We start from the raw sequence: 24,737 nt of genomic DNA on the forward strand, positions 1-24,737 counted from the left end.
GCGTTGGGGGGCGACGGATTCAGCGTTTGAGCAATACCTTCAAGACGGTTTGAAGTCGGCGCGCGACCGACGCATCGAATGGCGACGCGAGCACACCCGCCACGTCTTCCACCCAGGTGTCGCTCGGTGCCGCTGCGTGGCGACTCGTGAGCAACTGCAGTTGCAGCATGCGGCGTTCGCTCAGGTGTTCGGCCGGCGTGGGCACTTCGGCGGCCATCTCCAGGCGCAACACCGTCTCACCTTGCAAGGCGCTGGCTGCCTTGGACAAGGCGGCTGACCACGCACCGCGGCTGGCGGCGCTCACGCGCGAACCCAGCGCCTGGGCCGAGGGCATCTGCTCGGCGTCGCGCTGTTCCCAGGCCGTCATGAGCTGCGTGAGCACCTCGCCGTGGGCTTGCGCTGCGAGCTTGCGCAGGCTGGCTTCGGCCGATTCGATGGCCTGGCGCTGGGCGCGGAACGCCGCATCGCCCAGGCGCGGACCACGCTGTTCGCGCTCGTCGCGCCATGGCGCTGCGCCAGCACCGCGTGCATCGCGTGGACCCCGCGAATCGGGGCGACCTGCGCCACCGTCACGGCGCCCGTCAGGACGACCCCCGCGCGCATCGCGGCCGGCCGGCTCGGCCTTCTTCATGCCGGGACGGTCGTCCCCGCGCATGGCCACCAGCTTCTTGGGCGGTGCGGCGGGTTTGGCAGGCGCCACCGGCTCAGCGGGCGCAGCAACGTCTGCCGCCTCGGCTTCATCGGATTCACCAGGTTCTTCGGCCGCGTCCACCACGGGCTCCACAGGCTCGCTCGGTGCGGCTTTGTCGGCGACAACAACAGGCGCTGGCGCAGCCTCGACCGCAGCCGGCCGACCGGCCAGCGCCGACTCAAGTTCGTGCATGGCCGCGCGGATGCGCTGCGCATCGCCGCTCGCGCTGGCTTGCTCCAGCGCACGCGAGGCGTCGAGCACGCGCTGGTCGTGCGCGTTGAGCGACGTGGCAGCCTTCTCGCGCTCGGTGCTCTTGCGCGCAAACGCTTCATCGATGGGCTGGCGAAACGCTTCCCAGAGTTTCTGCTCGTGCTTGCGCTCCAGCGGCACGGCATGCGCTTCGGCCTGCCAGCGCTGCTGCAGGGTCTTCACCGCATCGATGCGCAGCATGGGCGCGGCGCCCAGTGCGGTGGCTTCTTCAATCAGGGCCTTGCGACGAGCCGTGCTCTCGGCCTGCGCTGCTTCCAGGCCCGCATGGGCCGCATGCATGGCATCTTTCCACTGCGGCTGCATTTCGGCAAACGCCTTTTCGCTCATGTGGCCGGCTTCACGCCAGCGCTCGGAGAACGTGTGCAGCGCGCGCACCTGGGCTTTCCAGTCGGTGTTGCCGGCGTGGGCCTCGGTCCATGCCCTCAATTCGGCAATGATGGCCTGGCGCTGGGCCTTGTGTGCTTCGGCCTGCTGGCGCACCTGCACCAGCCAGGTTTCCACCAGCTTGTGGGCTTCGGTGCAGGCTTCGTCAAAACGCTTCCACAAGGCGTGGTTGGGCTGGCCGCCCTGGTCGGTGGTCTTCCATTGGTCGCGCAGGCCGCGCAGGGTTTCCTGCATCTTGCGGCCACCGAGGCGCTGGCCTTCGGGCGCTTGCAGCAAGGCCTCTGCCTTGGCCACGAGTTCTTCGCGCAACTGGTCGGCGCGCCAGCGCTGCCAGCCTTCGAGTTCACCGGCCTGGCTGAGCGCCGCGTGGGCGCGGGCATCAAGCGCGGCGCTCACAAAACGACCGTTGGACTTGAGGATCGCGCGCACATCGGCGGCGGCCTTGGGCGTGGCCTTGCCATGGCCTTCGGCGAGTTCGCGCTCCAGCACATCCAGCGCATGGCCGAGTTCGGTGCTCACGCGGGCGCGGCGCTCTTGCTGGGCCTGCGTGTCCACGGCGGGCTTCTCGGCCACGGCAGCGGCTTCGCCGCCGCGCGCCACGCGCAGCTCGTCGGCCCACACCGGCACGGCGGGCAGCGGTGCCTGCGCATCGGCGTCTGCGGCCACGGCCTGAGCCAGGGCCGCTTCGAACGCGTCCCACACCAGTTGCAATTGCTTGCGCGAAGCGTCGAGCATGGGCGGGAACTTCACGTCCACGCTGGCCCACTGGGGGTCCTGCGCCAGACCGCTGGCCTGCTCCTGCCACTGGGCCACATCGGCCTGCAACGTCTGGGCGCTGTGCTGGGCTTCGCGCCAGGGTTTGGTGGACAGCACCTCGATGCGTTGGGCGATCAACACCGCGGCCTCGCGCTCCACCTGCACACGGTGTTGCAAGTCTTCAATGGCTTTGACGCGCTCGGCCAGCGACTGGCGCAACGTGGCCAGGGGCTCACGTGAAAGCGGTGCGCCCGCGCGGGCAGCATCGCGCTGCCAGGCCAGCGCGTCGGCCAGGTTCAGACGCGAATGGTCCAGCAAGGCCTGCGCCTTCTGCGCCCATTCCACCGCCATCTGCTCCTGCGACTTCAAGCGCTTCTGCTCGTCCAGCTTTTCCTTTAGGGGCTTGGCCGCGCCGCGGTCGCGGTTGGACAACTCCTTGTAGACCTCGTTCATCTGCTCCAGACCCGGCTCGGTGGCAAGCCACTCGCGAATGCGCGCAGCGCGCTCGCCTGAAGTGGGCGCGGAGAACGCACCACCGGTCACGGCGTCCAGGGGATGGGCCGCAGCAGCTGCGGACTTGGAAGGGGTGGGCGTGTTCACGGCAGGTGGAGAAGCTTGAGGGGAAGAGGAAGACTTGCGCAAGGAAAACAGCGACATGGAGGTGTCAGTTCAATCAAGACAGAGGCCGCGCCAGATCGGCGCGGCAAACGCGTATTGTCGCCGCTGTTCGCCTGCGCGCCACCGCTCGCGCCCGATGGGGCCTTGGCGGGAGGCTGGATCAGCGTGGCGCCAGACGCAGTTCGGCTTGCGGGCGCCAGTCATCGCCCTGGCGGGCCAGCTGCGGCGCACCCAGAAACATGCGGTCTTCGGGCAGTGACCGGCTGGCCAGGAAATCCTTCACCGCCTGCCCACGCGCCACCGCCAGATCGCGCAGCGCGTCGGGCGTGACGGGTATCGAGGCCAGCAGCAAGGCTTCCATCTCGGGTTGCGGAATGTCCTTGGCCATGCCGATCAGGTTGCGCGGCTTGGGGATGTCGGCTCGCCGGTACACCTCTTTGAGCAGCGCGGGGTATTCGTCGGCAGACACCGCCAGCGTGCTGGCGATCGGCTTGCCCTCGCGCGCCAGGGCCCGGCGCTTCTCGGCCAGCACGCGTTCGTCGAGCCGGCTGCGCTGGTAGCCGCTGCGCTCGGTCTCCAGATCGCTGTGCCCCACCACCGTGATCTGCAGCGCCGGGCGCTCGGCCAGCGCCTTGGCCACCGATTCCAGCTGCGGCTGGTTCTCGGGTGCCAGCACCGCGCTGCCCGGCGCAAACACCACTTGGCCGGGCGACTCGGCACCCCCGGCGAACGCGCTGGCGATCAGCGAGAACGGCGCGGTGATGGCCTTGCCGATCAGGTTGAGGATGAGCTTGAAGATGATGGGTGCCAGGCGGAACTGGGGGTCGTTGATCGAACCACTCACCGGCAGGTTGATGTCGATCACGCCGTTGCGGTCGGCCAGCAGCGCCACCGCCAGTTTCACCGGCAGGTTGGGCGCTTCACTGCCGGCCACGCGGTCGCCAAAGCTGAGCTGGTTGAGCACGATCTGGTTGCTCGCGCTGAGCTGGCCGTCGGGGTCGATCTTGTAGGCCACGTCCACGCTGAGCTTGCCGCGCTCGATGCCGTAACCGGCGTACTTCACGGTGTAGGGCGACAGCGGGGGCAACTCCAGGTTGCGCACGCGGCCTTTGATGTCGAGTGCCAGCGGCTGGGCCAGCGGGTTGAGCTGGCCGTCGATCTCCAGCGCGGCCGTGCCCTCGGCGCGCCCGCGCAAGGACAAGGCCGCCAGTTCGGGTGCGGCGCCCGCAGGCGTCAAGTTGGAGAAAGCGCCCAGGCTGCCGGTGAGTTCGCTCAGGTTGGCGGTGTAGTTGGGCTTGATGAAGCGGTCGGAGAACAGAACGCGGCCATTGACCAGGCTGATCGGACCCAGGCGGATGTCGGGACCGGGCCCACTGGCAGCCACCGTGGTCTGCGGTGGTGCTGCTTCGGGACCGGCTGGACCATCGGGGTGTTTGACCAAGCCCTGAAGGTTGATCTTGCCGGCCTCGTCAATGATCACGCGGGCGAAGTAGTCACTGAGCACCGTCTCGCGCACCGCCACCTTGGTTGCCTGCCCTGGCACCAGAGCGAACTGCAGGCCGCGCACCTGCAGCGACTTCCAGGCCAACAGGTCTTCAGCGGGCGACAGGGTATTGGCACTCAGTTCATCCAGCGCGGCGTCGCCTTGCAGGTTGAGAGCCAGGGCGCCGCCGGGCAGGCTGGCCTTCACCGTCCCCCGGTAGCTCGCGTCGGCGCGCAGCAGTTCGAGGTTGAGCCGATCGGCAAAGTACGGCTCCAGCGCGTGCGCGGGCAGGCGATCAACCCGCACCTGGGCCTCCAGCCTCATGCCCGCACCATCCGAAGCTCCTGGGGCCGGCAGCCGCAGGGACCCGCCGAGCGATATCTGGCCGGGCGCGACCTGGCTGCCCGCGCCCACCCGGGCCTTGATCGCCAACGCCATGTCTTTCTGGACTGCGTCCAGCGGCCGAAAACCCTTGAGGTCCAGTTGTAGACCGGAAATGTCCAGCGTCACCGGGCGCGCAGGCCTGCGGTCGACAAACCCCACCGAACCACCCGCAACCTGCAAGGCGGCCAGGCCCACCCGCCAAGGGGTCGCCTGCCCTGTGGGATCTGCGGTTGACCCTCTCGCTGGAGGTGTTGCAGTCGCCAGCCAGGGCTCGAACATCCAGCTGCCATTGGCCTCACGCTGCACCTTCAACTGGGGTTGGGTGAGGGTCAGGCTGCCCACGTCGACGCTGCGCTGGGCAAGATCGACCCGCAGGTCTTCCACCAGCAAACGCTTCAGGCTGGCCAGGGGTTGCCGGGTGGGCCCGAGTTTCAGCTCGTTGAGGTCGATCCGGGCAGCCGTCAACTGAAGGGCCATGGCCCGATCACCTTGCGCGGCTCGCCATTCGATGCGACCTTCAGCACCCAGGCGCCCCTGCAGGGCAGGCTTGAGAACACTGGATATATAAGGAGCGAATCGCTCCAGTGGAATGTCTCCCAGAGACAGTTCTGCTTGTGCAGTGGCATCGGTGGCGGTGCCCTTCACATTGATGCTGGTCTTGTCGAGCTGGGCCGACACCTCGAAAGGCATCGGGGCGCGCACCGGCCAGCTCAGCCCGCTGGTTTGCACACGCAACGCGTCCAGCGCCATCTCGGCAGCTGGCTCTACCGCATCGTCACGCCACTGAACACGTCCACCATCCAGATCCAATCGGCCTAACTGGATTTCCCAAGGTACGGATGCCGCCGCTGGCGCCTGGGCACCGGCCGGCGCCTGCGGTCCGACCGTCCCGAAGCCATTGGCCAAGCGGGTCAGGTTGAGCCGCCCCTGGGCATCGCGCGAGATGGTCAGGTTCGGCGACTTCAGTTCGATGGCCGCCAGATCCACCCTGCGCGCCAGCGGCTCGACGCGGTTGAGGTTCACGCCCAGGCGCTCCCACGACAAGACGCCCGCCGTGCCACCGCCTGGCGCACGTTCCACCAGTTTCAACCCCGTGAGCGCGACATCGCCCGAGAGCCACACCTGCGGCACGTCGCGCTGCGCAAAGGCCAGCTTCAGGTTCAGATTCAAGACACCAGCCTCGGGCTTGAGGTTCCAGGCCGCGGGCCAGTAAGGGAAATAGGGTGCCAGATCGAGTGCAGGAATCGACAGGCTGGCGTCGGTCTCGCGGTCGACGGCAAACGGGGTAGAGGCTGCGCGCGAATCAAAAGCGCTTCCGTTGAGCTCGAAGGCCAGGTGCGGCTCGGTCACCACCTCGCGGCGCGAAGCCAGGTTGCTGAGAAACGGCACGCTCAGCGCCAGACTGCGCAAATGGTGCGTCACGCCCACGGTGTCGTCCACCAAGGTGAATTCGCCACCGGCCAGCCCGATGTTGAACAGCGCAAACCGCGCGGGCTCGCTCGATGTCTCCGAGGGGGGCACACGAAGGCGCTGGACGATGTCGTCCACGTCGTAGCGCCCGCCACCCAGGTGCCGCATCGCCAGACGCGGTTCCTCGATCTTCAAGGCATCGATCACGGGCGCCAACCGCAGGATCGACTGCAACTCGGCGTTCAGATAAAGCCGGGCCACCGACAGCTGCTCACCATCACCCTGGGCGGTGGCGATGCGCACTCCCTCGATCGACAGCTCCAGCGACCAGGGCCGGAAATCCACCCGTTGCACCGTCACGCTGCGGCCCAAGGCTTGGCTGGCTTGCTTTTGCAGCTGCCATTTCAGGAGCGCGGGCACCGCGAGCCACGTGACCAGCCACAGCAACATCACTACCAGAACGGTCCAGGCCAGACGTCTGAGCCACGGGTTGGACGGGAAACTGAAATGGCTGTTGCTCATGGGCGCGAGGGATGAACGTAAGGCATCGCGCCAGTGTCTCCGAACTCAGGTCCCGCTGCACCCCATCTGCCGACGGGGCCCCCGGAAACAAGAAACCCCGACAGACGAGGTCTGCCGGGGTTGACGGCGGGCTTGAATGCTCATGCCGTCTGTTTTGGCGGAGGGAGTTTGATGTCTCTCCAGCCTGGAAGCAACAGATTGCTCCCGTTGGGGGCCGTCATGCGGCTACACCGCTGGGTCGGCTGATGCCGGTCATCACGACTGGCACGCCAAGCGTACTCCCGGGGCTCTCCAGCGGCAAGACAAGTCGGTCGGATCGCCCATGAAGCTTTTCAATCACGGGTTGGAAGCCTATTCGGCAGACCCGAAACCCCGTTTTGCGACATGAAAGGTGGCCGTCGGCCGACAAGCGGCAAAATCCGGACGGCACCGCTGCAAGCCCCACAGGCATTGGGTTTCCCGCTAGCGAACCGCTTGAGCGGTGAATTGCAACGAATTGTTCATAACCAAAAGTTGCTTTAGATCTACGCTTAAACATTGACTGGGTATTTATAACCTCCTACCATCCGCCAACTTTGCCCGCCAAGGGTAAACCCCGAACGCTGCCCTCCCAGGCTAAGTTGATCGCCAGACCGATGTGTCCGGCCTTCAGCGGCGACCTCACTCAGCGAACCGACCCACATCGGTGGCGGCCATGACAGGAGCGACAACATGACAACTTTCACGACTTCGCCACACAAGGGCACCTCAGGTGTCGTGGCATCCCTCAAGGCCACGCTGGGAGACACCTACCGCGGCTTTCTCGACATCACGCACAACAGCGTTGCCTTGCTGGGCACCCTGTTCGCCGTGAGCCTGATCGTGCTGAGCGCGCGGGCCGACCTGCGCCAGAGCGCCGAACAGCAGCTGCTGGGCTGGCTGCTGCAGCGCCAGGAAGCCACACTGGAAGAGCCCCTGATCGCAGTGGAGCCCTCCGCCATCGATCGCGTGACCGCGGCGCATCTCGGGGATCTGCCCAAGCAGCAGGCCAATGTGACCTACTGGCTAAGCCGCAAGTACCGCGTAGCGCCCGAGCCATTGGGAGCCTTGGTAGCCGAGGCGTTCGAGATTGGCGAGAAAGCCAAATTGGACCCGACGCTGATCCTGGCCATCATGGCCATCGAGTCCCGCTTCAATCCGTTTGCCCAAAGCCCCGTGGGTGCTCAGGGACTGATGCAGGTGTTGACCCGGGTCCACACCGACAAGTACGAAGACTTCGGGGGCCACCTCGCCGCTTTCGACCCCGTGTCCAACCTGCGTGTGGGTGTGCGGGTACTGCAGGACTGCATCAAGCGCGCCGGGTCGGTCGAAGGCGGCCTGCGCCTGTACGTGGGCGCTGTCACCACCGACGGCGGCTGGTACATCGACAAGGTGATGTCCGAGCACATGCGCATTCAGAGCGTGGCCCTGGGCAAGCCGCTGCAGCGCTACATTCCGCAGGCACGCCCCACCCAAGTGGTGGCGCCTGCCTCGACTTCCGCTCCAGTCGTTGCACCCGGCACGGAAATCGAAGCCGGCCCTGCGGCTCCAGCCACCACACCGCTGACGACCTCTCTGGCGCAATCCTGAACGTCCCGGTTTTGCGGCATTGAGCGACGAATCTCGTGCCCCTCGGCTAAACTCGCCGAGTACGCAACTGGCGATAGGCGCGCAACCCTCGGATCGATCCGGGAGGTCTGCCGCTGACGTGGCCCCCCTGCCCGATCACACCCAACATCGATCTGCGGCCGGGACAACCACTGGGAAGCGTGCCACCCCAGCTGATGCAGCGCGGGTGTTCAGCCGTTCGCCTGGGCAGCCCTTGTCAATGCGCAAGGATTCACCTCTAGAAGGACTGCCATGTTCGACCGCAACATTCTCATCGAGCAAACCGACCCCGAGCTGTTCGCAGCCATTCAGGCCGAAAACACCCGCCAGGAACACCACATCGAGCTGATCGCCAGCGAGAACTACGCCTCACCCGCGGTGATGGCCGCTCAAGGCACTCAGCTCACCAACAAATACGCCGAGGGTTACCCCGGCAAGCGTTACTACGGCGGCTGCGAGTTCGTCGACATCGCCGAGCAACTGGCCATTGATCGCGTGAAGCAGATCTTTGGTGCTGATGCGGCCAACGTGCAACCCCACTGCGGCGCCTCTGCCAACGAAGCCGTCTTCCTCGCCTTCCTCAAACCCGGCGACACCATCATGGGCATGAGCCTGGCCGAAGGCGGCCACCTCACCCACGGCATGGCGCTCAACATGAGCGGCAAGTGGTTCAACGTGGTCTCCTATGGTCTCAATGACAAGGAAGAAATCGACTACGACGCCATGGAGCGCAAGGCGCACGAGACCAAGCCCAAACTGATCATCGCCGGCGCATCTGCCTACAGCCTGCGCATCGATTTCGAGCGCTTCGCCAAGGTCGCGAAGGACGTGGGCGCCATCTTCATGGTCGACATGGCCCACTACGCCGGCCTGATCGCAGCGGGCATCTACCCCAACCCGGTGCCCCATGCCGACGTGGTCACCTCCACCACCCACAAGAGCCTGCGTGGTCCGCGCGGCGGCATCATCCTGATGAAGGCGCAACATGAAAAGGCCATCAACAGCGCCATCTTCCCCGGCCTGCAAGGCGGCCCGCTGATGCACGTGATCGCCGCCAAAGCAGTGGCCTTCAAGGAAGCATTGGCACCCGAATTCAAGACCTACCAGCAACAAGTGCTGACAAATGCACGCATCGTCGCCGAAACACTCACCTCGCGCGGCCTGCGCATCGTCAGCGGACGAACCGAGAGCCACGTCATGCTGGTCGATCTGCGCGCCAAGGGCATCACCGGCAAAGAGGCTGAGGCGGTGTTGGGCAGCGCGCACATGACCATCAACAAGAACGCCATCCCCAACGACCCCGAAAAACCCATGGTCACCAGCGGCGTGCGCATCGGGACCCCCGCCATGACCACCCGCGGCTTCAAGGACGAAGAGGCCCGCATGACGGCCAACCTGATCGCCGATGTGCTGGACAACCCGCGCGACCCAGCCAACATCGAAGCGGTTCGCGCCAAGGTCAATGCCTTGACCGCACGCTTTCCCGTCTACCGCTGACCCCTGAGTCCGGCCCGATGAAATGCCCCTTCTGCGGTCACCTTGAAACCCAGGTTGTCGAGACCCGGGTGACGGAAGACGCGGACTTCATCCGGCGCCGGCGCCAGTGCGGCCAGTGCGAAAAGCGCTTCACCACGTACGAACGGCCCGAAGTCAGTTTTCCAGCGGTGGTGAAGAAGGACGGTCGCCGGGTGGACTACGCACCAGACAAGCTGCGTGCTTCGTTCTCCCTGGCGCTGCGCAAGCGCCCCGTCAGCACGGAGCAGGTTGACGCCGCCATCGAACGCATCGAAGAGAAGCTGCTCAACCTGGGCAACCGGGAGGTGGCTGCCAACCGACTGGGCGAGATGGTGATGCGCGAGCTCAAAAAGCTCGACAAAGTGGCTTATGTGCGCTTTGCCAGCGTGTACCGCAGCTTCGAAGACATCGACGAGTTCCGGGCATTGGTGGATGAAGTGCGACGTTGAAACGCGCTTATTCCATTTTTGTTACTGTGCCGACCAAAAAATAATGCACCTGAAGTATTCCCCGATTTCAAGACGCTGCTCTTGAAAGTCAACCGTCTGTCCTGCGCAGGGAGCATTTCAGCGTCTGTTCCGGGCCGATACGTGCTTCAAGCTGAAAATCTCAGCGTGAAACATTCCCTTACCCCGTTCAGTGTCATGAAGCCAGCCCGCCAGGCCGGCTTCACTCTGGTTGAACTCATGGTCGTCATGGTGATAGTCGCTGTGATGGCGATGATCGCCATCCCGAGTTGGCGATCCATGCAGGTACGCAACACCATTCGGACATTGGTGAACGACTACACGCTCTCGGTTTACTTCGCGAAAACTGAGGCCGTTCGTCAAAACGCACCTGTCACGGTGTGCCCCAGCTCCGACGGCGCCACTTGCACGGACAGTGGGCTGGAAGATGGTTGGGTGGTCTTCGTCGGCTTGCCCGATGCTGCGGTCCCCGTGTTGCTGCAAGACACCCCTGCCCGCCCGCGCGTGCGCACCGCCTTTGCGGACAACACATTGGCCAACCGCGCAGTGACATTTCTCCCCAACGGGCAACCTGTTGCAGCCTACGCAGGCAACACCCTGTTCGTGTGTCCCACAGAGGCTGATCTCGACAACCTCTCCCGTGACATTGCCATGAACCGAACGGCGCGCATCAACGTGCTGACCCCCGGCGTCTGCAACATTCCCGCGCCTCCACCATGAACCATTCCAAGCTCCAAGGCGGTGCAACCCTGCTTGAGGTGCTCATCACCATGATGGTGGTGGCCGTAGGATTGCTCGGTGCAGCCGGTCTGCAGCTGGCATCCACGCGTTTTCAGCAGACCTCCACCGTGCGAACGCAGGCGCTCATTCAGGCAGATTTCATCATCGAAAAGATGAGGGTCAACAGTGCCAACCTCACGTTGACAAACCTCGCCACCGCGGTGGCGAACCCGGAAACGGCCTATCTGGCCGAGGATGGGTATGACGATGCCGCCGATCTGCCCGACGATCCCGCCTGTGGTCTGACCGGATTGCCCGACTGCACTGCAGCACAAGCCGCTCAACGCGACCTGCGTGAGTGGCGCATGTCGCTTGCGCGCGAATTGCCTGGTGGCCGGGGCGCCATCTTCGCGGTGGCCGACGGCGGCGATACCGAGCCGAACGCACGTCGGGTGGTCGTGATGTGGCGAGAAAAGACAGAAGCTGCCACAGACAACACAGCAGGCTTGGCCGCCACCGAGGGTACCGACGCGAGTTGCCCGGACGATGCCGTCGCAGGTATCCGCTGTCTCAACCTGTGGGTGACGCCATGAAGCATCTGATACCGGTCCGACGCCAACGAGGTCTTTCCCTTATCGAACTGCTGGTGAGCATTGCCATCGGCCTCGTGATACTCACCGCCATCGGGACGGCTTACCTCAACACCACCAACACCACGCGGCAACGGGAAAACCAGGCAGAGCTGAACGATCCCGCGCGCAACGTGATGCGGATGCTGAAGCAGAACCTCATGCAAGCGGGCTATGTCGACATTTTCGACCTTGACGCGACCACCAGTCGCGCGCAAGCCGCGACTCTGTTCATGCCAGGCAACGCCGATCGCACCAACATGTTCGTCAGGGCCACTGCCGCAACCCCGGTGCCGGCGCCCATCAGCCAGTTCTTCCCCGGCCTGACGCCGGTGTTTGGATGCGATGGCGCCATGACCAGCACACCAAACGCCATCGTTGTCTCGGCTGCGGCGGTTCAGGCTTGTGGTGCAGCCAGCGCCACACGACACACGCTGCAAGTGGCCTATCAAGGCATCCCCATCACCACAACCAACCTTCCCAACAGCCTGCTGCCGGCCGACACCACCACCGGCGAGGGCCTTGATTGCCTTCAGCGCATTCCCCCGGCGGGTGAAGTGATGGTGATCAACCGCTTCTCTGCGCCCGCACCCGCGGCAGGCGCTGTCTCTCAACTGAACTGCGAAGGTTCGGGCGCCGCGGGTGCCCAGTCGATCGCCGCTGGTGTTGAGGAATTCGTTCTTCGCTATCAGATGGCTGCACCCGGCAATGCAGCCAACCCTTCGGCAGCGGGTGGCGCTCAGCAGCGCTACCTCAGCGCCACCGAGGTGTCGGCCAGCGCCATGGGCTGGGCGGGGGTGACCGCAGTGGAGATCTGCGTTGTATCGGCCACGCCCGGCACCAGCGGCCCCGCGGCCCCGGGCACGGCGGCGCTGCAACCCACCCGGCCAACCTGCACGCGCGACGACGATGGCGTTTTCGACGCCAACATTGCGCGTGCGGCCGGAGATACCCGCCTCTGGAAACGCTACACCTCGGTCGTATCGGTGCGCAACGCGGTCTTCGCCACCCCTCTGTGAGCACGGCATGAAACGGCAAAAAAACAATGGCTTCGTGCTGGTCACCAGCCTCATTTTCCTGGTCGTTCTGTCACTCCTGGGTGTCATGGCCATGCGGGGCTCGTTGTTTGAGGAACGCATGTCGGCAAACGACCGCGACCTCGCGATGGCCAGAGAACTGGCCGAACTGGCGTTGCGCGATGGCGAGCGCGATATCCTCGGTTTGCGCTTTGATGGAACATACTGCCGAGCGCCCGATGGGACGACCAACTGCACACTGGTCCGCCCCCAGGGAACACGCCCCACGAATGCATTGGATGCAGGCAATTTCTGGGTTGCCGCCAACCCGGTGATCGACGATATCGGACTGGACGACGGAGGCGGGATTGGGGGCACTGCGAACCTCCTTGGGTTGTACACCGCAAGCTCTTCCACGGCCTGCGGCATGCCCATCTGGAGCGGCGCCAATTGGGTAGATGGAACACTGCCTGCTCGCAGTTGCGCTGGATCTATCGCTGCACCGGTTCCAACAGTGGCATACGGCACCTTCACCGACGCTCCACTCAACGGACCGGCTGGAACCATTGCGCCCCGCTACATGATCGAGATGTTCAGGGCTGACGACCTCAACATCACGCCGACCTCCAACAAGCTCTTCTTTCGCATCACGGCCGTGGGCTTTGGCCGCACCCAAGGACCTGGCGGCCGTGCTACGTCAGTGACCTTGCAATCGGTTTTCTCACCGCTTTGACGAATCTTGCTCAGGGAACATGACATGAATACACCGTCGCAACGCCGCCTCTTCGTCGGCCTGGTCATCACGCTGTTCACGGTGTGCGCATGGGGGTTCACACCCAGCGCCCAACCGCCCGAGAGCACTGCCGTGCCTGGCAACGTGATGCTGGCACTCTCGGTGGAACACCCGACCGGCCTGCAGGTGTCCTATCGGGGCACGACCTACAGCAGTCCGGTGAAGTACGACGGCTATTTCGACAATCGCAAGTGCTATACGTATGACAGCACGGGCGAGGTGTTCAACCCCGGCACTGCGATCACCAGCGATGGTCTCTGCGGAAGCGCGGAATGGAGCGGTAATTTGCTCAACTGGCTGACGATGACGAACATCGATCAGTTTCGCTCGGTCATGACGGGAGGCACGCGCGACAACTTCACCACCAAGGCCCTGAGCAGCAGCGACTACCACGGTGACACGACCGCCAGAACCATCCTGATTCGTTCGTTCAGCGACCGCAACGAATACAACCCCAACAAGACTTTGCCCTCGGGCGCCAGCGCGCCGATTCCCAGCGGTTTCAGAGGGAAAACGGTGCGCTCGGGGGGATATGGTTCCAAATTCATCATCTCGGACAGTGGTTTCTCCGACATGACCACCACACAACAAAGACAAAGTTGCAGCGGGCACACCGGACTGAACCGCCTGGGTTGCTTCAACATTCGCGTGTCCGCCTGCGTCATGTCGCCGGCGCAAGGGGTCAGCGGGGACACTCGGGAGGCCAATTGCCAAGCCAAGTATTCGGGCGTTGCAAAGCCCGAAGGCCTGATTCAGGAATATGCCGCCTCCTTGCGATTTGGTGCTTTCGGCTATCTGAACCAAACCGGTAACGACCGCAACGGCGGCGTTCTGCGAGCCGCAATGAAGAGCGTGGGACCGGTAGCAGCCACCAGCACCGGTGTTGTCGCCAACCCCAATTTCGAATGGAACACCACGACGGGCGTGATCCTCGCCAACCCGAATCCAGACGACGCCACGGCCAGCGGCGTGAGCAATTCGGGGCTGATGAACTACCTCAACAAGTTCGGCTACACCGCCGGATACAAGGGCAACGACCCAGTGAGCGAGATGTACTACGCTGCCCAGCGCTACATGCGTGGTTATGCACTGCCCGACTCGTACACCAACGGCCTGACCGATGCCTACAAAGACGGGTTCCCCGTCATCACTGGCGCCGCGCACGGGCGCGGCGGCAGCCGCGATCCGATCATCAACACATGCCAGAAAAACTTCATGCTGGGTATCGGCGACATCTACACCCACCAGGACGGCCAGCTGCCAGGCAGAACGGGTGGTCCCACCGACGCCGACAGCTTGAACGTTGATACCTTGTGGACCCGCCTGACGACTCAAGAGGGATCTGCAAGCTGGACAGGGGGATCCAGCGGCGGTACGCCCTACATGGCGGCCCTGGCGCACTGGGCCAACACGAACGACATCCGCAGCGATCTGACGGGCACCCAAACCATGGCGACCTACTGGGTCGACGTGCTGGAAAATGGCAACGGTGTGGGTGGCATGCCGTCCGCCGGCACATTGAAAACGCAGTACTGGCTGGCCGCGAAATACGGCGGGTTCGACACGACGCTGACGCCGGGAGACAACCCCAATGTCAAGATCGATCCTGCAGACGCTACGGTCGCTGTGGCGTGGGACAAGAACGCCGATGGCGTGCCCGACAACTGGTTTGCGGGAAGCACCCCCAGCCTGTTGAAGTCGGGCCTCTCGGCCGCCTTCAGCAAGATCAACAGCGAGGCAGGCGCAGCCGCAGCATCCAGCGCCGCCGTGACCTCCAGCCGCCAGACCTCCAGCAGCGAAATCATTTACGCCGGGTACAACCCAAAGGACTGGACGGGCAACGTGCGCGCTTGCGCACCTGAGCAAACCGCATTGGAGTGTTCCACCAGCCCGAGCTGGGATGCCTCCAACTGGATCAATCGCGACTCCACCGCGGTGGCCGATGCCGCCAAACTCACGTCGGCCACGCGCAAGATCTTCACGTCGTTCCGCAACCCGACCACCCCGTTTGCCTTCTCTTCCATGCCCTTCAAATGGGACAGTCTCAACTCCACGCAACAAGGTGAGCTGAACACCGACAGCAACGGCGCCAACCGGGTCGAGTTCCTGCGCGGCAGCCGCACGCACGAAGGCACGCTCTTCCGCACCCGTCCAAGCAACCTCTTCGGCGACATCGTCAACTCCGGCGTCACCTACCTGGCAGGAGCGGGGCCTGCACTGACTGGCAGCAAATTCCCCGGGCACAAGATCTACCGCGACACCACCCGCACCCGTCCCGCCGTCGTCTATGTGGGTGGCAACGATGGCATGCTGCACGCACTGAATGGCTCCAATGGCAAGGAGCTCTTCGGCTACATCCCTCGAAGCGTGTTTGGCAAGCTCAAAGGCCTTTCGGACTTCAGCTTCAGGCACCAGTATTTCGTCGACAGCACGCCGATGGTCGGTGACTTCGAGAAAGCAGGCTCAACTCCGACCTCCCCCAGTTGGGGAACGATGCTGGTTGGCGGTCTCGGCGCTGGCGGCAAGGGCTACTACGCCCTGGATATCAGCAGCCAGAGCACTTTTTCCACCGCCACCGAAGCCTCGCTGGCATCCACCCTGCCCATGTGGGAGTTCACCGATGTGCAGGACACCGACCTGGGATACACCTTCAACGAACCATCGATCAATCCGGTCAACGGCGTTTACAGACAGATTGCGAAGATGGCCGATGCTTCGGTGACCACGGGGGCGTGGCGAGTCCTGGTCGGCAACGGCTATGGCTCTGTAGGCGATGGCACCTCGACGGGCGGCGGAAAGGCCGTGCTCTTCTTGCTCAATGCCAACACCGGTGCAGCCGAGACCAAACTGATCGCCGACAGCACTGGCGCCAACGGCTTGTCGTCACCCACGCCCGTGGACACCGATCGTGACGGTCTGATGGACACGATTTATGCCGGGGACATCAAGGGCAATATGCACAAGTTCCAGTTTTCGAAAGTCCTGGGACCGGACTTCGTGCTGGCACGACCATCGGATTCAGGTGCGGCATGGCGCTACCTGGGCAAGGTGTACACCGCCACCACATCGGAAACCGTCCCCAAGATTGAACCCATCACCACAGCTCCATCGGTCGTGCCAGCGTGCGAAGGTGTGGGCTGGAATGTGCTCTTCGGTACGGGCAAGCTCAACGAAGACGCTGACTACACCGACACTGTTGCACGCGGCTTCTACAACGTGCTGGACAAGTCTCCGTCCTCGACACTCACCGTGCCAAAGTCCGATCTCGCCCACATCTCTCCCCTCACTGAAACCACGCTTGATGTGGGCGTGGTCGGGCGGATCTGGGACACACCGGACATGACCTCCAAACGCGGGTGGAGAATGACCTTCACCGGTGGCGAGCGGGTGCTGACCAACTCCACGTTGCCACCCGACACCGGTGCGGTGCTGTTCGGAACCACGCAACCCACGGGAGATGTCTGCACGCCGGGCAACTCCGGCTACCTCATGTCGGTCAACGTCTGCTCGGGCAAAACCGGCGACCTGATCGTCAACGGCGTGTCTGTGGGAGGTTTGGCCATCGACTCTTCGGGTATCGTCAAGGTCAGCAACACCTACACCAACACGGACAACAAGCAGACGGTGGTGTGCAACCAAGACGACTGCAAACCTCGCTGCGCGGACCAGACCAAAGCTGAATGCCGCCCGCCCAGCCTGCTGGGGCAGTCGGCTCCGCGTGGCCGTTATTCTTGGCGTGAAATCCTTTCGAAGTGACACCATGAAATCCTTCAGAACTCACAGCCACGGCTTCACCCTGATTGAGGTGATGATCGTGGTCGCGGTGATCGGCATCCTGTCCGCCATTGCGTTCCCAAGCTACACCGCCTACGTGCAGCGCAGCCACCGCGCGGACGCCAAGAGTTATCTGCAGTCCGTGGCACAGCGGCTGGAGCAGAACTACTCACTGGCCGGCCGCTACGACGCCACGCAGGACGGTGTAGCCATCGGCGCTGCCTTCATCAACGCGACCGGCTTTGCCGTGGTGCCTGCGGGTGGACCCCCCCGGTACAACATTTCATTTGTCCCACCCGTCGCTCCCGCGACGAATCCCGCTCAAGGCAGCTTTCTTCTCCAGGCTGTGCCCGCCGGGGCTCAAGCGACCGACGCTTGCGGCATTCTTTTGTTGAACCATCAGAACATCAAGGGCGCAGGCGGCGTCCTGGCCAATCGGGCGCAGCTGACGATGGATTGCTGGGGCCGATAGTGAGGCAGGGTGCGGGCATCGCACGCGCCATGTCGATCGCACGAGGCGCTCTGCGGCTTTCCAACCCCAATCCCAGGGTCGGCTGCGTCATCAACGCATCGGACGGCAGGGAAATCGGTACGGGCCACACCCAGGAGGCCGGAGGGCCTCATGCCGAGGTGGTGGCGCTCCGCGATGCGCGCTCGCGCGGTGAATCGCTGGAAGGCGCCACGGTGCATGTGACGCTGGAGCCGTGCTCCCACCACGGAAGAACCCCACCATGTTGCGATGCGCTGATCGAAGCGCGGGTCGCCAAGGTGGTTGTCGCATCCGCCGACCCCAATCCACTGGTGGCAGGGCGAGGCTTGGCACGATTGCGGGCGGCAGGCATCGAGGTGGAGCTTCTGCCACACGACAGTGAGCCCGCCAAGGCCTCCCGCGAACTCAACATCGGCTTCTTCAGCCGCATGGTGCGCGGCACACCGTGGGTGCGCATGAAAATGGCAGCCTCGCTGGATGGCACGAGTGCACTCGACAACGGCGTCAGCCAATGGATAACGGGCGAGCCTGCCCGCGAAGACGGGCACGCCTGGCGAGCTCGGGCCTGCGCCGTGCTCACAGGCATCGGCACGGTGCTCGAGGACGACCCACGGCTTGATGTGAGGCTACCCGGGGTGTCAAGACAGCCTCATCTGGTGGTGGTGGACAGTGATCTCAAAACGCCCTTGACGGCTCGGCTGCTCGAGCCGGTGGCTGATGGGCTGCCGCGCCAGGTGTGGATCTATCACGCGGCACTTGATCCCAGGAAACAAGAGGCGTTGGGGGAACGCGGCGCCCTCCTCACTCACCTGCCCGGCGCCAGCAACAAGGTGGATCTGCACGCCGTACTGCGAGACTTGGCAAAACGCGAGGTGAACGAACTGCATGTGGAAGCGGGGAGCAAGCTCAACGGGTCGTTCCTGCGTGAAGGCTTGGTCGACGAACTGGTGGTCTACCTCGCGCCCAAACTGCTCGGGGCCGGCGCAGGAGTTTCCAGCTTCGGGCCGCTGCAGCGGCTGCAGGACGGCATCGGATTGAACTTCACATCGGTTGATAGAGTGGGAGACGACCTCCGCATCGTTGCCCGGGTGCAAGGGCGAGACGCCTTCCTCCAGGCCGATCAGGTTTGAGCCATTGAAGGGGCTCACACTGATCGTTCAAGCCGTTCACGCGACCTTGCCAACGGCAAAAATACTGCAAATATAGTAGTCAATCCGCCTATCTTCCATTTACTTGCTGCCATCGACTCGGCACTTAAGTATTCAAACATGCCTGCTAGAGTGCCGGCATGTTTCGGTTGAATGCCCCCCCTCTTGTCGACCCGCTTCGCTCCAAAGGCTTGACGCTGATTGAGCTGATGGTTGTTGTCGCCATGCTGGGAGTGTTGTCGGCATTGGCAGCGCCCAGTTTTGCCGACATGCTGCGCCGCATGCGCATGGAATCGATGCGCGAGGAACTGCAAGCCTCCATTGCCAACGCTCGTGTAGAGGCCATCTCGCGTGGACAGCCTGTGGTGCTGTTGCGCACCGCTCCATGCCCCCAAGCCGCAAACGCGCTGGACTGGGATTGTGGTTGGACGGCCTTTATCGATCTCAATGGCAATGACACGATCAATGCAGGCGAGCCGATCCTTCACGTGGTCCAAGGCAAGCCCGGCACGCGAGTCGGAAGAAACCCAGGTGCGGCCCTAGCAACGATCGACCGGTTCGGTCAGCCGCCGATCGCGAACTTCAGCATATTCCCTGCCGGCGAAGCCTTCAGCCCCGCAGACGGTGTGGCCCTTTGCGTTGCCAGAAGCGGCCGTATTCGCAATTGCCCGCCATGAAACGCTCCACCAATTCCCGCGGTATCGCCATGATCGAGGCCCTGGTGGCCATGTTGGTGCTCTCGTTGGGCGTGCTGGGTTTGGCCAGACTCCAGGTGAGCGCACTCACGGAGTCGCGCAACAGCAACGCGCGAGCAGTCGCCGTGCAGATGGCCAACGATCTGGCCGAGCGCATGCAGAGCAATGCGATCGTCCGCCAAACCAATCCAACACCCAACCCGTACGAAACCCTCTGGGGAGCGCCGGCCGCTGCAGGCACCGACTGCCTGGCCATGGCCTGCAATGGGACCCAACTCGCCGCCTTTGACCTGCGGGCCTGGAAGCTGAATGTGGCCACGTTGCTGCCCAGCGGCGACGCCCAGGTGTTCCGCTCCAACACCGACACCAACCAGTTCGGCGTGTTGGTGCGCTGGACGGAATTGGAGGGCAAGAACAAAGCCTTGGCGACCGACGCAGAAGACGCCCTTTTCACGCGCGCCGATGCCGTGACCGACGCCGCCGGTGCTGTAGGCACCGGCATGGCTGGCTTCACTTGTCCGGTAGATTTCACATGCCATCTTGTCTATATACGGCCATGAAACCGCAACCACATGTCACCCATCGCCCTGCATGGGAAGCAGGCGTGAGCCTGATCGAACTGCTGGTGGGGCTGGCGATCGGCGCCATCGTGTCGGTGGCAGCTGTCAGCAGCTTTGGCTCCACCCGATCGGCCTCGGCCACCGTGGGTGACAGCACACGGCTTCAACAGGACGCGGCCATGGCATTCCGCACCATCGGCCACCACATTCGTCAGGCGGGAGCCGTGAGATTGATCGACAACGGCCCTGGCCTCGTCACTTTTGCGGAGAGCTTTGTTGGCTATGGAAACGCCAGCGCACCCCAAGCCATACAAGGCATCGACGGAGCCAACGACGCCCCGGATGCACTTGGAATCAGCCACGACAGCGAAGTGTCACTGAATGCGGTGGACTGCCTGGGACAGAACGTGGCAAACGATGTGGCCATCAGGAACAACTTTGAACTTGACATCCTGAACCAGAGCCTGCGTTGCCTGGGTTCCGGTAATTCCGCGCCCGGACCCTTGATCGCAGGCGTTGAAGACTTTCAAGTGCGCTACGGACGACGTATCAATGGCAACCTGCAATACCAGGACGCAAGCGCAGGCTGGACTGCGGACGACTGGAACTCAGTGGAGGCAGTCATGGTGTGCCTGCGCTTGGCGGGCCAGGTCGGTGGCCACGCCGGACAGGCCAATGCAAGCGGCTGCAACGGCCAAGTCTTCCCCCTAGATGGCCGCATCCGCCGTGTATTCGTGCGGGTGTTCAGCCTCAGGAACATCGCACTATGAAACTCCGCCGTCGCCAGCATGCTTCATCCCAGCGCGGCATTGCGTTGGTGGTTGTCATGGTGATGCTGTTGCTCACCACCTTCGTGCTGCTGGCCAGCAACCGCGTGGGTTGGCTCAACGAGAAACTGGTGGGCAGTGAAAGCGACCACGAACGTGCGTTCGCCGCCGCCGAAGCCCTGATTCGCGACGCCGAAATGGACATCAGCGGCCGTCAGTCCAATGGCCAACCCTGCGCGGGGAACGCAAGCTTCACCGGATGCCGAGCAGCGAACGCGGCGTATTTCCCGTTCGGCAAAGGCGAAGACGACCTGGACATCATTGCGGCCCGTTTGGCACCAGGTTTTATGGGCATCTGCAGACAGGGCATTTGCCTTCCGGAGACCACAACCCAGCTTGAGACCGCCGGTGCATGGACCGCCCAGTTGGCCAACATGCAGGCGGCGGGTGCGAGCTATGGGCAGTTCACAGGTGCGAATCCGGGAGCAGCCGGCAATCCGCTGCTCACGGCGGGGCAGGCCTGGTACTGGGTTGAAGTGTTTCGCCATTCAGAAGCCTTCAGCAACAACGGATTTGCGTCCTTCGCACCGTTACCCGATACCCAGCACCCATTTGTCTATCGCATCACGGCCTATGTGCAGGGCCGCAAACCCGGCACTCGGGTGAGGCTGCGCTCCGTATACGTTCGATCCTTGATAAAAGCTTGAAAGCGAGAAACCGCCATGCCATCCATCAGTTTCTCCCGACGCGGTGCTGCGCTGGCCATCGCTGGCTTCAGTCAGGCCGTCGTGGCGGCGCCATTGCTGCTCTCCCAAGCACCACCCACAATGTCCCGGGATCCGGCGCCCAACATCATCGTCTCGGTGGACAACTCCACCAGCATGGGCTCCACCGGGGTTGCCGAACTGCGCACCGCGCTCAAAACCACCTTCGCCGCGAGCAATCTTCCCGACAACCAGATCCGCCTGGCATGGCAATCCATGCACGGCTGCAACACCATTCCCGGAAGCAGCACCAGCACCACGGGTATCTGCCGGGGGTACAACGGCATGCGACGATTTGCCGGGCAACACCGCACCAACTTTTTCAACTGGGTAGATTCGATCGCCATCGTGCGAGGCACGCCCTCTCACTTCATGATGGACAACGCAGGCCAGTATCTCAGCGCCACGGGACTGGGCTCCAACAGCCCTTGGGCAGCCAATCCTGGCACTGAAGAGTTGCCAGTGTTGTCGTGCCGCAGGTCGTACCACATCCTCATGACCGACGGAGAGTACGGCCACTCGTGGGCTTCGGGCGAGCGCGACACCTCCGGCCCGCCAGGCACACGCATTGTTCGCGGCGGCAATGCGGATGGAACCGAAACTGTTTTGCCCGACGGCACGCTCTATTCCGTCGCTTCCACCAACACACAGACCCGCCTCTACCGCGACACCTGGGGCAGTTCCACGCTAAGCACTCTGTCCGATCTCGCCTTTTACTACTGGTCGCGCGACCTGCAGCCCGGCATTCCGAACAATCTCAAACCGATGCCGGCCGAGCAGTTTCCCCAGCAAAACTTCGGCACCACCAGTGCGCCGGCCGATCTGGAGAGCTACTGGAACCCCCGCAACAACCCCGCCACCTGGCAACACATGGTGACCTACACCATCGGATTCAAAAGCGCTGCCCAATGGTCGACGAACACGTCCTATCCCACCTGGATGGGCGACACCTTCTCAGGCCTGGCCCCGCTCATCCGAGGCGACAAGTCCTGGGTCACGCCTTTCTGCAACTCGTCGGTCAGCGGAGCAGGCAACCTTCCTTGCGACGGCGGCGCCAACTATGAAATTCGTGACGATGCGCGCAAAGCCGACCTGTGGCACACGGCACTCAACAGCCGCGGCCGTTTCATTCCGGCGCCCGATGCCCAGTCGCTGGTAAATGCGTTCAAAGGCATTCTGGAAGGTCTCTCTTCAGAAAACGGCCAAGCCCGCGTGAGCATCGCCGCCAACTCCACCCAACTTCGCACCGATGGCCGCATTTACCTGGCCAGCTACAACATGGAGCGTTTCAGCGGTGACGTGGAGGCCTACAAGATCAGCGCGGCCACCCGAACGGTGGATGCGTTGCCCGCCTGGACGGCTTCCTCCAAACTCGATGCTGCCGGGCTCAACTGGGCGAGCCGACGCATCCTCTCGCATTCGGGCGCAGAAGGCATCAACTTCAACTGGACATCGCTGAGCTCAGAACAACAAACTGCTTTGCGCGGCTCCGACACCGCCACCGTGGGCGGGCAAAGGGTGGACTACCTCCGCGGAGACCGGTCACGCGAGGCACCGGCCGGCAGCTTTCGCCAACGTGCGTCCCGCATGGGCACGGTGGTCAACTCCAATCTCTGGACGGTGGCTGCGCCAAAACGGCTGAAGTATGAGCATGCCGGTCACGCCAGTTTCCGCTCGACGCACATCAACCGACCAGAAACGGTCTACATCGGTGCCAACGGCGGCATGCTGCACGCCTTTGACGGTGCCACGGGTGCAGAACGCTTTGCCTACGTGCCGCGAGCGGCGTACGCCGGCCTGCGCGACTACACCTTGCCCCAATACACCCACCGGCACTTCGTGGACGGCCACCCATTCACCGGTGATGTGGATACCAGTTGGGTCAACAACCCGAGCACGCCGCCCACTCCCGTTTGGCGAACCGTTCTCGTCAGCGGTTTGGGGGGTGGCGGCCGGGGCTTTTTCGTGGTGGATGTCACCGACCCCACCAATGTGACCAACACCTCGATCTGGTTGGACCGAACATTTCCAGGCAACTCCACCGGCGCATTCGTCGGTCATCAAGACGTCGGCCACATTTACGGCGCGCCCGTGACCGACACCTTGTCCGGCGGGCGCAGCGAACAGATTGTCAAGCTCAACAACAAGCGCTGGGCCGTGGTGCTGGGCAATGGCGTGAACAGCTTCAATGAGCGGCCGGTGTTGCTGATCCAGTACCTGGATGGCGATCGCAGCCTCCTGCGCATCGTGGCCGACTCCACCGCGAGCGCATCGAATGGTCTGGCGCCGCCCCGACTGGTCGACCTCAACGCCAACGGCACGATCGACATCGCCTACGCGGGTGATCTGAAGGGGCAGTTGTGGAAATTCGATCTCTCCAGCAAGAACGACTCAGACTGGGGCGTGAGCGCCTGGGACGGTGCCGCGCAGCCCTGCAAGGATTCCAATGCCTGCCAACCGCTCTTTGTGGCCCGAGACGCCGCGTCGACCGCGCAACCGATCACCACGACACCTTTGATCATGGCCCACCCCATGGGCGGAATCCAGGTCATGTTCGGCACCGGCCAGAACATTCAGTCGAGCGACCCCGCCAACGCCGCCGTGCAGACGATCTACTCCGTTTGGGACAAGAGCAAGTTCACGCCCATCGTCGACCCTCTCGACACGGGGGCCAAACGACTCCAGTTGGCCGACGCCCTCCCCATCACGACCGGTCGTGCCGCGTTGGTGCAACAGAGCATCACCACGGCGGTGACCCAAACAGAGACAGACGGCGATGTGGTCGACACGATCTACTCCAACTCCACCGACAACACCATCGCGTATTCGCGCACCGACAACACGGCCAAACGCGGGTGGTTCATGGATTTGCCGCTCAGTGGTGAGCGCGTTCTCAATCCACCAAGCCCCCTGCAAGGCCAGCGGGTGATCATCCCCAGCATGGCTCCGTCGCCCACGGCCGGTGGCGAAAGCTGCAGCCCTCAGGCCGCCGCTGGACAAGGACGTATCACAGTGCTGAACATGATCACTGGCCGACCTGCGTCGTCGCCGGTGTTCTTCAGCAGCGACCCCACGGTTAGCCTGAGCAGGGCCACCAGCATGCTTGTATCGTCGGACGAAGTGGTCGCGATTGAAGGGTCCCAGATTCGAGTCGACCTCTTTTCAATCGGCGGTGAAAGCTCTGGCTCTGGCTCTGGCTCTGGCTCTGGCTCTGGCTCTGGCTCTGGCTCTGGCTCTGGCTCTGGCTCTGGCTCT

The 24,737-nt window shown here is 63.5% G+C and carries 17 protein-coding genes; 15 read left to right on the plus strand and 2 right to left on the minus strand.

The window, feature by feature from the left end; translation table 11 throughout:
• Positions 1-19 precede the first annotated feature (19 nt).
• Positions 20-2,758, minus strand: a complete 2,739-nt coding sequence (locus ASE11_RS19495; protein WP_056275418.1) for a DUF349 domain-containing protein — start codon at positions 2,756-2,758, stop codon at positions 20-22.
• Between the two features lie 121 nt (positions 2,759-2,879).
• Entirely contained in the window at positions 2,880-6,518 is a 3,639-nt protein-coding gene (locus ASE11_RS19500) for a DUF748 domain-containing protein (protein ID WP_082585877.1), read from the minus strand.
• Between the two features lie 711 nt (positions 6,519-7,229).
• Between ASE11_RS19500 and ASE11_RS19505 the strand changes: the two genes are divergently transcribed.
• The 15 genes from ASE11_RS19505 to ASE11_RS19575 all read left to right on the plus strand — a co-directional run.
• Complete coding sequence (locus tag ASE11_RS19505; protein ID WP_082585878.1) at positions 7,230-8,126, plus strand: lytic transglycosylase domain-containing protein; 897 nt, start codon at positions 7,230-7,232, stop codon at positions 8,124-8,126.
• A gap of 270 nt (positions 8,127-8,396) precedes the next feature.
• Positions 8,397-9,641, plus strand: coding sequence for a serine hydroxymethyltransferase (gene glyA / locus ASE11_RS19510; protein WP_056275424.1), 1,245 nt, complete (start codon positions 8,397-8,399; stop codon positions 9,639-9,641).
• Positions 9,642-9,658: 17 nt separating this feature from the next.
• Positions 9,659-10,108, plus strand: coding sequence for a transcriptional regulator NrdR (nrdR, locus tag ASE11_RS19515; protein ID WP_056275427.1), 450 nt, complete (start codon positions 9,659-9,661; stop codon positions 10,106-10,108).
• 195 nt (positions 10,109-10,303) lie between these two features.
• Positions 10,304-10,846: a GspH/FimT family pseudopilin gene (locus tag ASE11_RS19520; RefSeq protein WP_056275430.1), complete on the plus strand. Its 543-nt coding sequence runs from the start codon at positions 10,304-10,306 to the stop codon at positions 10,844-10,846.
• The gene (gene pilV / locus ASE11_RS19525) at positions 10,843-11,439 is read left to right on the plus strand and encodes a type IV pilus modification protein PilV (RefSeq protein ID WP_056275432.1); all 597 of its coding nucleotides are present in this window, start codon (positions 10,843-10,845) and stop codon (positions 11,437-11,439) included. The genes ASE11_RS19520 and pilV (ASE11_RS19525) overlap by 4 nt, the downstream gene beginning before the upstream one ends.
• A complete protein-coding gene (locus tag ASE11_RS19530) occupies positions 11,436-12,494 on the plus strand; it encodes a PilW family protein (RefSeq protein ID WP_082585915.1) in 1,059 nt (352 codons plus the stop codon). Before pilV (ASE11_RS19525) ends, ASE11_RS19530 begins: the two co-directional genes overlap by 4 nt.
• A gap of 7 nt (positions 12,495-12,501) precedes the next feature.
• Positions 12,502-13,224: a PilX N-terminal domain-containing pilus assembly protein gene (locus ASE11_RS26170; RefSeq protein WP_056275437.1), complete on the plus strand. Its 723-nt coding sequence runs from the start codon at positions 12,502-12,504 to the stop codon at positions 13,222-13,224.
• Positions 13,225-13,356: 132 nt separating this feature from the next.
• On the plus strand, positions 13,357-17,040 hold the full coding sequence (locus ASE11_RS19540; RefSeq protein ID WP_162258071.1) for a pilus assembly protein: 3,684 nt from the start codon (positions 13,357-13,359) through the stop codon (positions 17,038-17,040).
• Between the two features lie 4 nt (positions 17,041-17,044).
• Entirely contained in the window at positions 17,045-17,530 is a 486-nt protein-coding gene (locus ASE11_RS19545; RefSeq protein WP_056275441.1) for a type IV pilin protein, read from the plus strand.
• 29 nt (positions 17,531-17,559) lie between these two features.
• A complete protein-coding gene (gene ribD / locus ASE11_RS19550; RefSeq protein ID WP_056276390.1) occupies positions 17,560-18,678 on the plus strand; it encodes a bifunctional diaminohydroxyphosphoribosylaminopyrimidine deaminase/5-amino-6-(5-phosphoribosylamino)uracil reductase RibD in 1,119 nt (372 codons plus the stop codon).
• Positions 18,679-18,836: 158 nt separating this feature from the next.
• Entirely contained in the window at positions 18,837-19,373 is a 537-nt protein-coding gene (locus tag ASE11_RS19555) for a GspH/FimT family pseudopilin (RefSeq protein WP_056275444.1), read from the plus strand.
• A complete protein-coding gene (pilV, locus tag ASE11_RS19560) occupies positions 19,370-19,951 on the plus strand; it encodes a type IV pilus modification protein PilV (RefSeq protein WP_082585879.1) in 582 nt (193 codons plus the stop codon). Before ASE11_RS19555 ends, pilV (ASE11_RS19560) begins: the two co-directional genes overlap by 4 nt.
• 44 nt (positions 19,952-19,995) lie before the next feature.
• Complete coding sequence (locus ASE11_RS19565; RefSeq protein WP_162258073.1) at positions 19,996-20,721, plus strand: PilW family protein; 726 nt, start codon at positions 19,996-19,998, stop codon at positions 20,719-20,721.
• On the plus strand, positions 20,718-21,425 hold the full coding sequence (locus ASE11_RS19570; RefSeq protein ID WP_056275454.1) for a PilX N-terminal domain-containing pilus assembly protein: 708 nt from the start codon (positions 20,718-20,720) through the stop codon (positions 21,423-21,425). Before ASE11_RS19565 ends, ASE11_RS19570 begins: the two co-directional genes overlap by 4 nt.
• 15 nt (positions 21,426-21,440) lie before the next feature.
• A partial coding sequence (locus ASE11_RS19575; RefSeq protein ID WP_082585881.1) for a pilus assembly protein occupies positions 21,441-24,737 on the plus strand: 3,297 nt, incomplete at its 3' end.

Origin of the sequence: Hydrogenophaga sp. Root209, assembly GCF_001428625.1 — a bacterium.
GTDB lineage: Bacteria > Pseudomonadota > Gammaproteobacteria > Burkholderiales > Burkholderiaceae_C > Hydrogenophaga.